14 protein-coding genes are annotated in these 14,213 nt (G+C 71.3%); 5 read left to right on the forward strand and 9 right to left on the reverse strand.

Going from position 1 to position 14,213, the window contains the following annotated elements:
- Positions 1 to 96: 96 nt before the first annotated feature.
- The 3 genes from ACO2Q3_RS17460 to ACO2Q3_RS17470 all read right to left on the reverse strand — a co-directional run bounded on the left by ACO2Q3_RS17460 (position 97) and on the right by ACO2Q3_RS17470 (position 2,072).
- Positions 97 to 672: a hypothetical protein gene (locus tag ACO2Q3_RS17460; RefSeq protein ID WP_423308820.1), complete on the reverse strand. Its 576-nt coding sequence runs from the start codon at positions 670 to 672 to the stop codon at positions 97 to 99.
- On the reverse strand, positions 669 to 1,187 hold the full coding sequence (locus ACO2Q3_RS17465) for a DUF2939 domain-containing protein (RefSeq protein WP_423308822.1): 519 nt from the start codon (positions 1,185 to 1,187) through the stop codon (positions 669 to 671). Before ACO2Q3_RS17465 ends, ACO2Q3_RS17460 begins: the two co-directional genes overlap by 4 nt.
- Before the next feature lie 66 nt (positions 1,188 to 1,253).
- On the reverse strand, positions 1,254 to 2,072 hold the full coding sequence (locus tag ACO2Q3_RS17470; RefSeq protein ID WP_423308824.1) for a dienelactone hydrolase family protein: 819 nt from the start codon (positions 2,070 to 2,072) through the stop codon (positions 1,254 to 1,256).
- Between the two features lie 239 nt (positions 2,073 to 2,311).
- Between ACO2Q3_RS17470 and rsgA the strand changes: the two genes are divergently transcribed.
- On the forward strand, positions 2,312 to 3,382 hold the full coding sequence (gene rsgA, locus ACO2Q3_RS17475) for a ribosome small subunit-dependent GTPase A (RefSeq protein WP_423308826.1): 1,071 nt from the start codon (positions 2,312 to 2,314) through the stop codon (positions 3,380 to 3,382).
- Positions 3,379 to 3,846, forward strand: coding sequence for a GNAT family N-acetyltransferase (locus ACO2Q3_RS17480; protein ID WP_423308828.1), 468 nt, complete (start codon positions 3,379 to 3,381; stop codon positions 3,844 to 3,846). Before rsgA ends, ACO2Q3_RS17480 begins: the two co-directional genes overlap by 4 nt.
- 6 nt (positions 3,847 to 3,852) lie before the next feature.
- Here ACO2Q3_RS17480 and ACO2Q3_RS17485 read toward each other — a convergent pair whose 3' ends face one another.
- Complete coding sequence (locus ACO2Q3_RS17485) at positions 3,853 to 4,617, reverse strand: class I SAM-dependent methyltransferase (protein ID WP_423308830.1); 765 nt, start codon at positions 4,615 to 4,617, stop codon at positions 3,853 to 3,855.
- A gap of 81 nt (positions 4,618 to 4,698) precedes the next feature.
- On the opposite strand from ACO2Q3_RS17485, the gene ACO2Q3_RS17490 reads away from it, so the two are divergent.
- On the forward strand, positions 4,699 to 5,478 hold the full coding sequence (locus ACO2Q3_RS17490) for a helix-turn-helix transcriptional regulator (RefSeq protein ID WP_423308832.1): 780 nt from the start codon (positions 4,699 to 4,701) through the stop codon (positions 5,476 to 5,478).
- A gap of 246 nt (positions 5,479 to 5,724) precedes the next feature.
- On the opposite strand, the gene ACO2Q3_RS17495 is transcribed toward ACO2Q3_RS17490, so the two are convergent.
- The 3 genes from ACO2Q3_RS17495 to ACO2Q3_RS17505 form a co-directional block, all read right to left on the reverse strand.
- A complete protein-coding gene (locus ACO2Q3_RS17495; protein WP_423308834.1) occupies positions 5,725 to 7,596 on the reverse strand; it encodes a ribonucleoside-diphosphate reductase subunit alpha in 1,872 nt (623 codons plus the stop codon).
- A 418-nt stretch (positions 7,597 to 8,014) separates the two neighbouring features.
- Positions 8,015 to 9,127, reverse strand: coding sequence for an OmpA family protein (locus ACO2Q3_RS17500; protein ID WP_423308836.1), 1,113 nt, complete (start codon positions 9,125 to 9,127; stop codon positions 8,015 to 8,017).
- Between the two features lie 471 nt (positions 9,128 to 9,598).
- Complete coding sequence (locus ACO2Q3_RS17505) at positions 9,599 to 10,417, reverse strand: tetratricopeptide repeat protein (protein ID WP_423308838.1); 819 nt, start codon at positions 10,415 to 10,417, stop codon at positions 9,599 to 9,601.
- A gap of 121 nt (positions 10,418 to 10,538) precedes the next feature.
- On the opposite strand from ACO2Q3_RS17505, the gene ACO2Q3_RS17510 reads away from it, so the two are divergent.
- Together ACO2Q3_RS17510 and ACO2Q3_RS17515 are read left to right on the forward strand one after the other, a co-directional pair.
- Entirely contained in the window at positions 10,539 to 11,936 is a 1,398-nt protein-coding gene (locus ACO2Q3_RS17510) for a leucyl aminopeptidase family protein (RefSeq protein ID WP_423308840.1), read from the forward strand.
- Entirely contained in the window at positions 11,933 to 12,781 is an 849-nt protein-coding gene (locus tag ACO2Q3_RS17515) for a C40 family peptidase (RefSeq protein ID WP_423308842.1), read from the forward strand. The genes ACO2Q3_RS17510 and ACO2Q3_RS17515 overlap by 4 nt, the downstream gene beginning before the upstream one ends.
- Before the next feature lie 41 nt (positions 12,782 to 12,822).
- Here ACO2Q3_RS17515 and ACO2Q3_RS17520 read toward each other — a convergent pair whose 3' ends face one another.
- Entirely contained in the window at positions 12,823 to 13,800 is a 978-nt protein-coding gene (locus tag ACO2Q3_RS17520) for a threonine ammonia-lyase (protein ID WP_423308844.1), read from the reverse strand.
- Positions 13,797 to 14,213, reverse strand: coding sequence for a VOC family protein (locus ACO2Q3_RS17525; protein WP_423308846.1), 417 nt, complete (start codon positions 14,211 to 14,213; stop codon positions 13,797 to 13,799). The genes ACO2Q3_RS17520 and ACO2Q3_RS17525 overlap by 4 nt, the downstream gene beginning before the upstream one ends.

Below are 14,213 nucleotides of genomic sequence, written 5' to 3' on the forward strand. Positions count from 1 at the left end.
GGGAAGAGACTCGCGACTTCAGCCTCCGTTCTCTTCCCCCTCTGGGGGAAGTCCCCGCGAAGCGGGGGAAGGGGGCTCCAGCGAAGAGCCGCCGCCTCAGTACGGGAAGTGCGGCTTCTTCACCTCGGCCGGGTTCACCTCGAACGGGACCTCGGTCTTCCACTCGCCGTGGAAGTAGAATTGCAGGCTGTGGCAGACGTGCGCCTGGCCGGGCGCCGGGCCGTCGCCGATGATGTGCACCTTCAGGTCGCGGTTGGCGCGGATCCGACCGATCGCCACCCACGCGTGCTTCGAACCCGGACAGAAGGCCGAGATCATCGCCGGCCCCTCGGCCTCGTCCTGGATGGCGAACAGGTCGCGTTCCGGCGCGTTGGCGCCGATCAGCGCCGTCAGCCCGCCCGGACCCAGGGCCCGCTCGTCGGCGGGGGTCACCACGGCGGTCGCCTGCGCCTCGGTGGCGCGGATCTTCAGCAGGGTGGTGAACACCATCTGCTGGCGGAACTCGAAGGTCAGCGGCCCGGCCACGCGGCGGGTCTCGTCGTTGCCCGGGTCGTAGGCGAACATCCGCACCGTGGTGAACGGCGCCGCCGTCGCCGGCGCGGCGGGAAGGCAGAGGGCCGCCACCGCGGCGGCCAGACAACAGGTCAGACGCAACTCGACACCAGAACTCACCGGGACCTCATCCTCAACATGGCCGCATCGCCGTCGAAGCCCACCAGCCGCCACGTCCCGCCCTCGTCGGCGAAGGTCATCAGGCAGCGCTCGTCATGCCGGCGCGTGGCGCAGACCCGTCCGTCCGGCAGGGCCCTCAGCGCCCCCGCCACCAGGAAGGAATTCGGGATCGGCGTCTCCGGCCGGTAGCCGTAGTACTCGGCCACCGCCCGGAACACGTCGGGCTGGATCAGCAGATTGCCGGCCACCCGCGCCACGGGGCCCGACAGCGCCAGGCCCAGGGCCTTCCAGCCGTCGGCCATGTCGGTGTCCCGCGTGCGGGCCACCAGCCGCGCCTGCAGCTGGGCTTCCAGCGCCCGGCGATCCACGTGGGCGTCGAACGCCTGGCGGTCGTCGTCGCGGATCGAGACCAGCAGGGCGTGCACGTCCGGCGCGGCCGACAGGCGCTGGGTGGTGGCGCAGGCGCCGAGCGCCAAGGTGGCCACAAGGGCGGGGATGATGGCGGCAAGCTTCATCGGTGGCCTCCTCTCGGCCCAGCTTGTGGCGCCCGTGTGGCGGGCCGGTTGCAACCGGCCCAGGGCTCACGCGCCGGTGCGCTCTTTGAAGAACGCGATAACCCGCTGTTCGGCCCTCTTGGTCGGGCCATCGGGGTCGTCGTCCTTCAGGTGCAGGGTCAGCACCGAGTGCGGATGGCGCATGCGCGGATCCACCTGGGCGTCCTTCGGATCGATCTCGATGGCCTCGAACCTGTCGCCGAACGTCCGCTTCAGGGTGTCGAACCGCTCGTCCGGCACGAACGGATCGCCATGGAAGCGCAGGCCGATCATCGACAGGTCCTCGTCGGCGAAGCGGCGCTTGGCGCAGGCCACCTCCTCCGGCGAGGCGGAGATGCCGGCGAAGCGCTTCTTCGCGCCCACGCCGATCGGCAGCGGCTGCGACGGCTGCGACAGCACCGGCGCCACCACCGAGGGCTCGGTCATCATCGCCAGGGCGAAGTTTCCGGTGAAGCACATGCCCACCGCGCCGACGCCCTTGCCGCCGCATTCCTTGTGCGCGTACGCCGCCAGCGCCCGCAGCCAGTCGACGATCGGGCTCGACTTGTCATTGGCCCAGACGTTGAACTCGCGCTGGATGCAGATGCCCTTCAGCATGCTCCCCAGCGCATAGCCGGTGCTGATCTCGCGCCCCGCCTCGCCGAACAGGATCGGGCAATAGACCGTCATCCCCGCAGCGGCCACCCGGTCGGCGAAGCGGATCGCCAGCGGGTGCAGCCCCGGCATCTCGTGCATCACGATCACCGCCGGCCCGACGCCGCGCTTGTACACCCGCCGCGTCCAGCGCCCCGCCGGATCGGTGAAGTCGAAGTGGCTGTAGTCCTTCAGCGGATCGTCGGTGGCCATGCGCCCTCCCCTGGCTGCGGTGCGTGGCGATCGTGTCACAGGGTTCGGCGAACGCGAAGCGGGGACGTTGACGCCCGGCGGCCCCGGGCCTAGCCTTGCATCGTCCATCAGCCGAAACGGGGAGGGCCAGAAGATGACTGTCGTTCGCACCGCCGCCCTCCGGGGCGCCATCCGCTAGCCTGCGCCTGGATGACCGGGGCGGGCAGCCTTTGAAATGCCTGTCCTGAAGGACTTTCGAATTGATCCAAGACTATGGCTGGAGCCCTGAGCTCCAGGACGCCTTCGCGCCGCATGCGGCGGAGGGCCTGATCCCGGGGCGCGTCGTCGTCCAGCAACGGGGTCTCTACATCCTCGCCACCGACGAGGGCGAACTGGCCGCCGGCATTTCCGGGCGGCTGGCGCACGAAGCGGGGCGCGGCGGCTATCCGGCCGCCGGCGACTGGGTCGCGGTGGCGGCGCGGCCGGCCGAGCACGCCGGCACGATCCATCACGTCCTGCCCCGGCGCACCGCCTTCGTGCGCCGCGCGGCCGGGCCGAAGCTGGACGAACAGGTGGTGGCGGCCAATGCGGACGTCGCCTTCCTCACCGCCTCGATGAACGCCGACCTCAACGCCCGGCGCCTGGAGCGCTACCTGGCGGTGGCCTGGCAGAGCGGCGCGCGGCCGGTGGTGGTGCTGACCAAGGCAGACCTGTGCGACGATCCCGCGGCGATCGTGGCGGAGATGGAGGCGGTGGCGTTCGGCGCCCCCGTGCTGGCGGTCGCCGCCCTGACCGGCGAAGGCCTGGACGCCGTCCGCGCCCAGCTGGCGCCCGGCGAGACGGCGGTGATGGTCGGCTCTTCCGGGGTCGGCAAGTCCACCCTGGTCAACGCCCTGGCCGGGGTCGAGCGGATGGCGACCCAGGGCATCCGCGAAGACGACGCCCACGGCCGTCACACCACCACCCATCGCGAGCTGGTCCGCCTGCCCGGCGGCGCCCTGCTGCTGGACACCCCCGGCATGCGCGAGCTGGGCCTCTGGGATGCGGACGACGGGGTCTCGACCACCTTCGAGGACATCGAGGCCCTGGCCGGCGCCTGCCGCTTCCACGACTGCCGTCACGAGACCGAGCCCGGCTGCGCCGTGCGCGCGGCGCTGGAGGACGGCGCGCTGGATGCGCAGCGCTGGCGCAGCTACGGCAAGCTGCAACGCGAGATGGCGCACCTGCGCCGGCAGGACGACCCCGTGGAGCGCGAGGCGCACCGGCGCCACTGGGTGCAGATCAACAAGGCCAACAAGGCGCGGGCCAAGCATCGGGGGCGCGAATGGTGAGCCTGGTTCGCGCCACCGACGCCCACTTCGCCTGGATGCTGGGCGAGGCCGGGCCGCCGGACCCCTCGCTGGCCCTGCCGCCCGGCGGGGTCGACGAGGCCTTCGTGCTGCGCTGGCTGCGCCGCAACCTCGCCGCTGGCGCCCGCAGCTGGCTGGTCGCGGAGGCGGGCGAGGTGGTCGGCCTGTGCAGTCACAAGGCCCCGCCGGATCCGGCCGGCCGCGTGGAGATCGGCTACGCCACCGCACCGGAGCGTCGCCGCGCCGGCCACGCCACCGCCGCCATCGCCCTGCTGGTCGGCGAGGCCCGGGCCGATCCCGGCCTCACGGTGCTGACGGCCGAGACCGCCGCGGCGAACCAGCCCTCGCAGCGGGTGCTGCAGGCCAGCGGCTTCGTCGCCGACGGCAGGGGCTGGGACGACGACGAGGGCGAGATGCTGAAGTGGCGGCTGGACGTGGCGCGATAGCCGCCCTCAGGCCGCCGTCGCCTCGAACAGGATCACGTCCAGCATGAACGACCCGTCCGCCTCGACGGCGAAGTGGGCGCGGGCCTCGGCCGGGGCGGCGGCCTGCAGGGCGCGGATGGCGCGGACGTTGTCGTCCGGCGTCCGCATGCGGGCGATCCAGCTGGCGAAGTCCAGCCGGATGCGCCAGGTGCGGGCCTCGCGCACCGCGAAGCCGGCGCGCGCCAGGACGCCCTGCCACTCGGCGGCGGTGTAGTCGCGCACGTGCGAGGTGTCGCGCAGCAGCTCGACCGCCTGCAGGTGGGTGTCGAGCAGCGGGTGGCCGGGGGAATAGGCGTCGACGATCACCGCCGTCGCCCCCGCCCGCGCCACCCGGCGCATCTCGCGCAGGCCGGCGTCCACATCATGCCAGTGGTGGGCCGAGAAGCGCGTGGCGACGAGGTCGAACGCGCCATCCTCGAACGGCAGGCGCTCGGCCGGGGCCGCACGGGTGGTCAGATTGCCGATCCCCCGGCCGCGGGCGGTCTCGGCCACCGCGGCCAGCATCTCCTCAGACAGGTCACAGGCGGTGACCTGTCCGGCGTGGGCGGCCAGGCGGTAGGCGACATGCCCCCCGCCGGTCCCGACGTCGAGCGCCGTCGCCGGGGCGGCGGCGTGGGCGATCGCCTCCAGCCGGTCGAGGTCCTCGCCCTGGGCGTGGACGGCGCTCTGCACATAGGCGGCGGCGCGGGGGCCGAACTGGTCGGTGACGACGGTATGCTGGCTGCGGGTCATGGGCAGGTCTCCTGTTGGGGTCAGGAGCCACCATCTTTACCCTGGTACAAGATGAGCCTTTATCCTGGTATATTCTGCGCCATGGACCAGGATGACAGCCGCGCCCTGCTGGGGCGCTTCGTGCGCGCCCGGCGCGAGGCGCTTGAGCCGGCCGCCGCGGCGGCCCGCCGTCGGCGCACGCCGGGGCTGAAGCGCGAGGAGCTGGCCGAGCGTGCCGGGATCAGCGCCACGTGGGTCACCTGGATCGAGCAGGGCCGCGCGGTGCAGGCCTCCGCCCACGCTCTGGACCGTCTGGCCCAGGCCCTGGCGCTGTCGCCCGCCGAGCGGGCCTATCTGTTCGAGCTGGCCGGCCGGCGCGACCCGGAGGCGCCGGACCCCGCCCCGCCCGCCGAGACGCCGGCCGCCCTGCGCGCGGCGGTGCAGGCGCTGGCGCACCCGGCCTATGGCCTCGACCGGCTGTGGAACGCCTGCTGCTGGAACGCCGCCGCCGAGCGGCTGTTCGCCGGCTGGCTGGGGCCGGGCGGCGAGCGCAACCAGCTGCGCTATCTGTTCCTGTCGCCCGAGGCCGGCCGGCTGCTGCCGGACTGGCGCGAGCGGGCGCGGCGGGTGGCGGCCGAGTTCCGCGCCGACTTCGGCCGCAGCCTGGGCGATCCGCAGGTGCGCGCCCTGGTCGAGGGCCTCGCCGCCGAGAGCCGCGCCTTCGCCGAAGCCTGGTCGGACACCGGGGTGCTGGCGCGCGAGGGCGGCCGCCGCGCCTTCGACCACCCGCTCGACGGCCATCTGGTGTTCGACCAGCACACCTTCGCCCCCGCCGAACGCCCCGACCACAAACTGGTGCTGCTGGTTCCCGCGGCGCCGTGACGGCCAGGGCCGGCGCGGCTCCCCTTCTCTTCTGTCATCCCGGAATCCGCGCAGCGGATATCCGGGACCGCGACAGGCGCCGGCGCTTGCAGCGATGGCGGTCACCCGTGTTTCCAGCGGTCCCGGATATGGGCTGACGCCCATTCCGGGATGACAGTGAAAGGGAGGATGAAAGAAGGGGCGCGGCGACCTTTCGGCCTCCGCGCCCCCTCAAGGCGCCGCTTGGGGTTTGGACGCCCTATCCCCTTATTGGCAGGCGAGACACTCGTCGTAGTCGGTGCGCGCGTTGGCGGCCTGGATGGCGCTGGCCTCGGCGGCGTCGGCGCCGGCGAAGGCGGCGCGCTGCACCGACTTGGAGCGCAGATAGTAGAGGCTCTTCACCCCCCGCTCCCAGGCCTGCCAGTGCAGCATGTGCAGGTCCCATTTGTCGACGTCGCCGGCCAGGAAGATGTTGATCGACTGCGACTGGCAGATGTCCGGCGTGCGGTCAGCCGCCAGTTCGACGATCCAGCGCTGGTCCAGCTCGAAGGCGGTCTTGAAGATGTCCTTCTCGTCCTGGCTGAGGCAGTCCAGGTGCTGCACCGAGCCCTCGTTCTCCAGGATCGAGTTCCACACCGCCTTGGTGTTCTCGCCCTTGGCCTCGAGCACGCGCTCCAGGTAGGGGTTCTTGACCTCGAACGAGCCCGACAGGGTCTTGTGCGTGTAGATGTTGGCCGGGATCGGCTCGATGCCGGCGCTGGTGCCGCCGCAGATGATCGAGATCGAGGCGGTCGGCGCGATCGCCAGCTTGTGGCTGAAGCGCTCCATCACCCCGCGCTCGGCGGCGTCCGGGCAGGCGCCCCGCTCCTCGGCCAGCACCCGGCTGGCGGCGTCGCACTGGCGGCGCAGGTGCTTGAACAGGCGCATGTTCCAGCTCTTGGCCAGCGCGCTCTCGAACGGCACGCCCTGGCCCTGCAGGAACGAGTGGAAGCCCATCAGCCCCAGGCCCACAGAGCGTTCGCGCACGGCGGCGTAGGCGGCCGGCTCCATTTCCGGCGGGGCGTTGTCGATGAAGTCCTGCAGCACGTTGTCGAGGAAGCGCATGACGTCCTCGATGAAGGTCGGGTGGTCGCGCCACTCCAGGAACATCTCGGCATTCACCGACGACAGGCAGCAGACCGCGGTGCGCTCCTTGCCCTGATGGTCGGGGCCCGAGTGCAGCATGATCTCGGAGCACAGGTTCGACTGGCGCACCTTCAGGCCCAGCTCGCGCTGGTGCTGCGGCAGGGCGCGGTTCACGGTGTCGGAGAAGATCAGGTAGGGCTCGCCGGTCTGCAGGCGCAGCTCCAGAATCTTCTGCCACAGGTGGCGGGCGTCGACCTCGCGCACCGGCTCGTGGGTCTTGGGCGAGCGCAGCGAGAACTTGGCGCCGTCGCGCACCGCCTCCATGAACTCGTCGCTGATCGAGATGCCGTGGTGCAGGTTCAGGGACTTGCGATTGAAGTCGCCCGACGGCTTGCGGATCTCCAGGAACTCCTCGATCTCCGGGTGCCACACGTCGATGTAGACCGCCGCCGAGCCGCGGCGCAGGGAGCCCTGGCTGATGGCCAGGGTCAGGCTGTCCATCACCCGGATGAAGGGGATGATGCCGCTGGTCTGGCCCGCGCCCTTGACCTTCTCGCCGATGGAGCGGACGCCGCCCCAGTAGGTGCCGATGCCGCCGCCGTTGGCCGCCAGCCAGACGTTCTGGTTCCAGGTGCCGACGATGCTGTCCAGCGAGTCGCCGACGGCGTTCAGGAAGCACGAGATCGGCAGGCCCCGGCCCGCGCCGCCGTTGGACAGCACCGGGGTGGAGGGCATGAACCACAGCCGCGAGATGTAGTCGTAGATGCGCTGGGCGTGTTCGGCGTCGTCGGCGTAGGCCGTCGCCACCCGGGCGAACATGTCCTGGTACGACTCGCCCGGCAGCAGGTAGCGATCCTCCAGGGTGGTCTTGCCGAAGTCGGTCAGCAGGTCGTCCCGCGACCGGTCGATCTCCACCTTGCGCACCAGTTGCAACCGGGCTTTCGGCGCGACTCGCACCGGGGCCGCCGCCGAGCCCTGCAGACCCTCTTCCCGCTTTGCTTCGCTGCCCATCATGTCCCCAAAATCCGTGAACTATCCGACGGTTGCAGAAGCCCCCATGACCCCTGCCACCCTCTATATGTTGTGGGCGAAGCGCCCCCTAAGCCCACTATATGGGGACACATGGTTGCCAGAGCGTCAACGGGCGCCGAGTGGTCGTCCACGGACTTTTTCGTAAACCAGTGATTAACAGCCCCGCCGGGGCCCAAGCCGATCAAGCCTTTAGCGATCGGTGTCGCAGGGCCGCTCACGGGACTGTGACAGTTTCGTAGCGAAGGCCTGCCGCAGATCGCGGCGTTCCGGCCAGGGCGTCGGGAGCCCGTCCGCGGGGATCACCGCAGGGCCCGGGGCGATCGCGGGCGAATCGCCGGCCCCAAAAGCAAGAAGCCCGGCCTTTCGGCCGGGCTTCCGCTTAGTCGGATTGTCGCGTCGATCAGAACTGGACGTGGATCGTGGCGCGACGGTTGAGCGGTTCCTTCACGCCGTCGCCCGTCTGGACGGCCGGCTCGGACTTGCCCTTCCAGCTGACGTCGAGCGACGAGGCCGGGACACCCAGGTTGACCAGGGCGTCGGCGGTCGCCTTCGCACGGCGTTCGGACAGACGCATGTTGTAGGCCACCGAACCGGAGGTGTCGGTGTGACCCACCACCACTTCCTTCGAGGCGTGGCCGTCGGTCGCGTACTTGGCCGCTTCCTGGACCACCGACTGCGCTTCCGGCGTCAGCACGTACTGATCGAACGGGAAGTACACGATGAAGTCCTTGGCCTCGTACACCGGCGGCGGAGGCGGCGGGGGCGGAGGCGGAGGAGGCGGCGGGGGAGGCGGCGGCGGCGGGGGCGGCGGCGGCGGGGGAGGCGGGGGCGGCGGCGGCGGCGCGGAGAGCGCGTAACGCAGGCCCACGGTGATCGACTGGTCCTTGTAGGCGCCATCGATCACGCCCGGCTGCAGCGTACCGGTGCTGGTGACGGTGTAGTTCTCGCGCTGGCTGCCCAGGTAGCGATAGGTCACGTCGACGTTCAGACGCTCGCTGGCCTTGAACGACACGCCGGCGATGCCTTGCCAGGCGAACTTGGTGTCCGCGTCGTCGACCGTCAGGGTGCCCGAGGGCGAACCCAGGGCCACCGAGCCGCTCAGCGAGGTGCGGGCCACGCCGAGACCACCGCCGATGTACGGGCTGAAGCTGCTGTTCGGCATGAGGTCGACCAGCAGGTTACCCATCAGGGTCCAGGCGTGCATGCTGCCGCCCTTGGCGGCGCAGCCGAAGCCCGAGGCGCAGAGCTCACCGATGTCGCCGGGGCGGTAGCCGCCTTCCAGTTCCATCCGCAGGTTCGGCGACAGCTTGTAGCCGACACGCGCGAAGCCAGCCCAGGAGTCGCTGTGACCGATCGTCGGATTGTAGATCGTGTTCGACGAGTGGAACGACTGCACCTCGGTACGATGGTACCCGATGTCGAGGGCCCCGTACCATCCCGTGTCTTGGGCCGCAGCGCCGGTTGCGGCGACAACCGCCGTCAAAGCGGCTCCAGCCAGGAGTTTTAGTTTCATACCAGGTCCTTCCTTGCCCTCTGCGGCGATCAATCCGACCGAGCAGTGTTATATCAACCTCGAGTGCCGGCGGAAGTGTCGGCTGCGACACAGTGCCCGACAATTCGCCTCTGCGGTGAGACAGCGAACAACGCTATACAATATCCGGTTCGCCGATCAACTTGGCTTTGGCGCGTTCTGCGGCGATTTCGTGCCTTGCCGCGCCAAACCCGGTGCGGAATGCCTCGAAACGCTTTCCCGGAGGTAAACGCCCGCGCTTCAGGCGCAGGCCACGACCGGCTGATCGTCACGGATAGTGAAAGTGATTCGTACGCCCCTCTCCCCACTCGCAGCCCGCCCGTGCGGGTGCGATCAACGCCCCCAACGTGCGCTGCCGGATATAGGTTCCCAATTGCGGCGAATAAGCGTCAGGCAGACGACGCTTGCCCATCGGCTGTGGCTTCGGCGCCACAGCGGAAGGCGCGAAACGGCCTAGGGCTGGCCCTTCATGGCGTCCCAGGATCGTTGTGGGGCTTGGGTTTGCGCGGCCCGAAGGTAGGCGAGGTTGTTGTCCACCACAGCGGGTGGCAGGTCCCGCCGCTGCAGCTGTTCGGCCTCCGCCATATGCCCGTTCAGGCCCAGGATCAGGGCGAGATTCTGACGAATTTGCGCCGTGGCGCCGGGCTCGGCGGCGGCGCGGCGGAGCAGCGCCTCGGCCTCGGACGATTGTCCGTGAGCGGCATAATACATCGCCAGGTTCGACATCACCGCCGGATTGTTCGGCGCCAGCGACAGGGCGTGCTGGTGCGCGGCGAGCGCCTCGTCGTCGCGCTGCGACAGCTCCAGGGCCACCGCCATCAGCGACACGGGCCGCCAGTCCTTGGGCGCCAGCCCCGCGGCGCGCTGCGCCGGGTCGATGGCGAAGAAGGCCTGGCCCTGGGCGATGCGCGCGCGCGCCTCCTCCAGCAGGGCCTCCTCGTTGGCGGGATCGATCACCAGGATGCGGTCGGCCTCGCCCGCCGCCTCGTCGAAGCGGCCCAGTTCGCGCAGCGCCTTGGCCAGCTTGACCGACGCGCCCTCGTCGCGCGGATCGGCGCTGACCTCGTGGCTCCAGAAGGCGGCGCGGGCCAGGGGATCCATGCGATCGGCCTCGGCGCGCTGCTCAGGGGAGGCCTTGGCCGGCGGCGGGGGCGCGGGCTTCGCGGGCGCGGCGACGGGCGCGGCCGGGGCCGGCGCCGCGGGCTTGGCGGCCAACGCGGGGGCCGCGATCAGGCTGAGGGCGGTTGCGGCGAGCGCCAGCTTACGACACATGTTCTGAGGTCCGCTTCCGGGTCCGCGAGTGGGGTTGTTCTCAGCATCCGCCGGGTTCGTTAAAGGAAGCGTTAAGCATAATTGTCGGCAAACACCGGTTTGCGACGGCGGAGTTCCTTTGATGCCCGAGACCCTGCTCGCCTCCGCCGCGAAGGATATGGCGCCCATTCCGGTGACCCTGATCCGGCCGACGGCGTGGGAGGCCTGGTCGCAGACGGCGGACGCCGCGGCCCGGGGCGCGGCGGCGCTGGCCAAGTTCACCGGCAAGGCGGGACAGATCGTCCTGGTCCCGGACGCCGAGGGGGCGCTGGCGCGGGTCCTGTTCGGCCTTGGCGAGGAGACCGCGGCGGCCCCGGCCCTGCGGCCGCTGCCCGCCAAACTGCCGCCCGGCGACTACGCGATCGAGACCCTGCCCGAGGGCATGGACCCCACCGCGGCGGCCATCGCCTGGTCGCTGGGGGCCTATCGCTTCGACCGCTACAAGCAGAAGCGCGGCGAGCCCGCGCCGCGGCTGGTGGCGCCGGCCGGCGCCGACGTCGAGGAGGCCAGGGCCGTGGCCCACGCCTGCGCCCTGGCGCGCGACATGGTCAACACCCCCGCCGCCGACATGGGCCCGCTGCAGATCGAGACCATCGCCCGCGAGATCGCCGAGGCGTTCGGCGGCGAGCTGGCCGTGATCACCGGCGACGCCCTGCTGGAAGAGAACTACCCGGCGGTGCACGCCGTCGGCCGCGCGGCCGTCCCGGCCCGGGCGCCGCGGATGATCGAGCTGAGCTGGGGCGACCCGGCCCACCCGGTGGTCGCCATCGTCGGCAAGGGCGTGGTGTTCGACACCGGCGGCCTGGACATCAAGCCCTCGGCCGGCATGCGCTGGATGAAGAAGGACATGGGCGGCGCCGCGCACGCCCTGGCGCTGGGCCGCATGGTGATGGCGGCGAAGCTGCCGGTGCGGCTCACCGTGCTGCTGCCCGTCTCGGAAAACGCCATTGCCGGCGACGCCATGCGCCCGGGCGACGTGCTGGCCTCGCGCAAGGGCCTCAGCATCGAGGTGGGCAACACCGACGCCGAAGGCCGCCTGATCCTGGCCGACGCCCTGGCCCGCGCGGCCGAGCTGAACCCGGTGCTGACCCTGGACATGGCCACCCTGACCGGCGCCGCCCGCGTGGCCCTGGGGCCGGAGGTGATCCCGTTCTACACCGCCGACGACGGCCTGGCGGCGGAGATCGCGGCGGCCGCCAGGGCGCAGGGCGACCCGCTGTGGCGCATGCCCCTGTGGGCGGGCTACGAGCCGTCGCTGGACAGCGACATCGCCGACCTGAAGAACGATCCCGATCCCTGGGCCCAGGCCGGTTCGGTGACCGCCGCCCTGTTCCTGCAGCGCTTTGCGCCCACCACCGGCGCCTGGGCGCACCTGGACATCTTCGCCTGGAGCGGCCGCAGCCGCCCCGGCTTCCCGGCCGGCGCCGAAGCGCAGGCGATCCGCGCCCTCTACGCGGTGCTCAAGGCGCGCTTCCAGTGAGCGAGGCGGCCGTTCTGGACCCGCGCATCACCCTGGCCCGCGCCGACCTGGCGCGAACCGAGCTGGAGGGGGTGGTCAAGGCCGAGCGGTTCGCACCCGCCGTGGTGCGCCGCATCACCGTCCCCGCCGCCGCGATCCGCAAGGCGCCTGACCCGGCTGCCGAACAGCTGGACCAGGCCCTGTTCGGCGAGCTGTTCGACGTGGTCGAGACCGCCGGCGGCCAGGCCTGGGGCCAGGCCCGGCGCGACGGCTACGTCGGCTACGTGGCCGAGGGCGCCCTGGGGGACCTCGGCGAGCCGGCCACCCACTGGGTCAGCGCCCTGCGCACCTTTGCCTTCGCCGAACCCTCGATCCGCGCGCCGGCCTTCGGTCCGCTGTCGATGAACGCCCTGGTCACCGTCGATGGCGAGCCGGAAGGCGGCTTCGTCCATGCCCTGGGCGCCGGCTGGATCGCCCGCCGGCACCTGCGCCCGATCGGCGACGCGCCGACCGATTTCGTCGAGATCGCCGAACAGTTCCTGGGCGCGCCCTACCTCTGGGGTGGGCGCGACAGCCTGGGGCTGGACTGCTCGGGCCTGATCCAGCAGGCGCTCTACGCCTGCGGCCGGTCCTGCCCGCGCGACACCGACCAGCAGGCCGGGATGGGCCGGGACGCGCCCGGCAACGCCCTGATCCGCGGCGACTTGGTGTTCTGGAAGGGGCACGTGGGGGTGATGCTCGACGGCGCCCGCCTGCTGCACGCCAACGCCCATCACATGGCGGTGGCCGTCGAGCCGCTCGGCGAGGCGATCCAGCGCATCGCCGCCGCCGGCGTCGGCCAGCCGCTCGGGTTCCGGCGGCTTTAGACGTCGACGCTCGGTCGTTTGCCTAGCGCCCCGACCCGAGATCAGATCTCGCGGTTGATCACCTTGGCGAACAGGCCCGGGTCGACGTTGCCGCCGGACAGGATCAGCACCGCGGTGCGCCCGTTCAGCGGGGTCTTGCCGGACAGCAGCGCCGCCAGACCCACCGAGCCGCCGGGCTCAACCACCAGCTTGAGGGTGGAGAAGGCGAAGCGCATGGCCTCGGCCACCTCGGCGTCGCTGACCGTCACCACCCCGGTGAGGTTTTCCTGCAGGATCGGGAAGGTGATTTCGCCGGGCATCGGCGATTCCAGGGAGTCGCACAGCGACCGGGGCGCGGGCGGGGCGCTCACGCGACGGCCGGCTTCCAGCGAGCGGCGGGTGTCGTCGTAGGCCTCCGGCTCGACGCCCCAGATCTCGATGTCCGGATGGCGCGAGCGCAGCGAGACGCCGACCCCCGCCATCAGTCCGCCGCCGCCCACCGGGCCGATGCAGAGCTCCAGCTCGGCGCCGAGGGCGCGCACCTGCTGGGCGATCTCCAGCCCCACCGTGCCCTGGCCGGCGATGATGTACGGGTCGTCGAACGCCGGCACGACGATGGCGCCCCGCTCCTTGGCGATCGCCGCGGCGATCTCCTCGCGGCTCTCGCGCTGGCGGTCGTAGAAGCGGATTTCCGCGCCGTAGGCGCGGGTGGCGTCGACCTTCACCTGCGGCGCGTCGGACGGCATCACGATCAGCGACGGCATGCCCAGCATGCTGGCCGCCAGGGCCACCCCCTGGGCGTGGTTGCCGGACGAGAACGCCACCACCCCGTGCGCCCGCTCGGCGTCGCTGAGCCGGCTGAGGCGGTTGTAGGCGCCGCGGAACTTGAAGGCGCCCACCAGCTGGAAGATCTCCGGCTTGATCAGCACCCGTCCGCGCACCCGCTCGTTCAGCGTCGGGCTCTCCAGCAGGGGGGTGACCACGGCCTTGCCGATCAGGCGGTCGGCGGCGCTGATCACGTCACGGGGGATGATGGTCATTTGGCGAACACCATGGCGTCGTCGGCGAAGGCCTTGAATTCAAGGGCGTTGCCGGACGGATCGAGGAAAAACAGGGTGGCCTGCTCGCCAGGCTCGCCCTTGAAGCGGATCTGCGGTTCGATGATGAACCGGGCGCCGGCCGCCTTCAGCCGCGCGGCCAGGTCGGTCCAGGCGTCCATCTCCAGGATCACCCCGAAGTGGCGCACCGGCACGTTCTCGCCGTCCACCGGGTTGGTGGCGGCGGCGGGTTCCGCCGGCGCCAGGTGGGCGACGATCTGATGGCCGTGGAAGTCGAAGTCGACCCAGTCCGGCGCCGACCGCCCCTCCGCGCAGCCCAGCAGCCCGCCGTAGAAGGCGCGCGCCTCGGCAAGGTCACGCACCGGGAACGCCAGATGGAATCTTGGGCGGGTCAT

The sequence above is a fragment of the Caulobacter sp. KR2-114 genome (assembly GCF_049446115.1).
Taxonomy (GTDB): domain Bacteria; phylum Pseudomonadota; class Alphaproteobacteria; order Caulobacterales; family Caulobacteraceae; genus Acaudatibacter.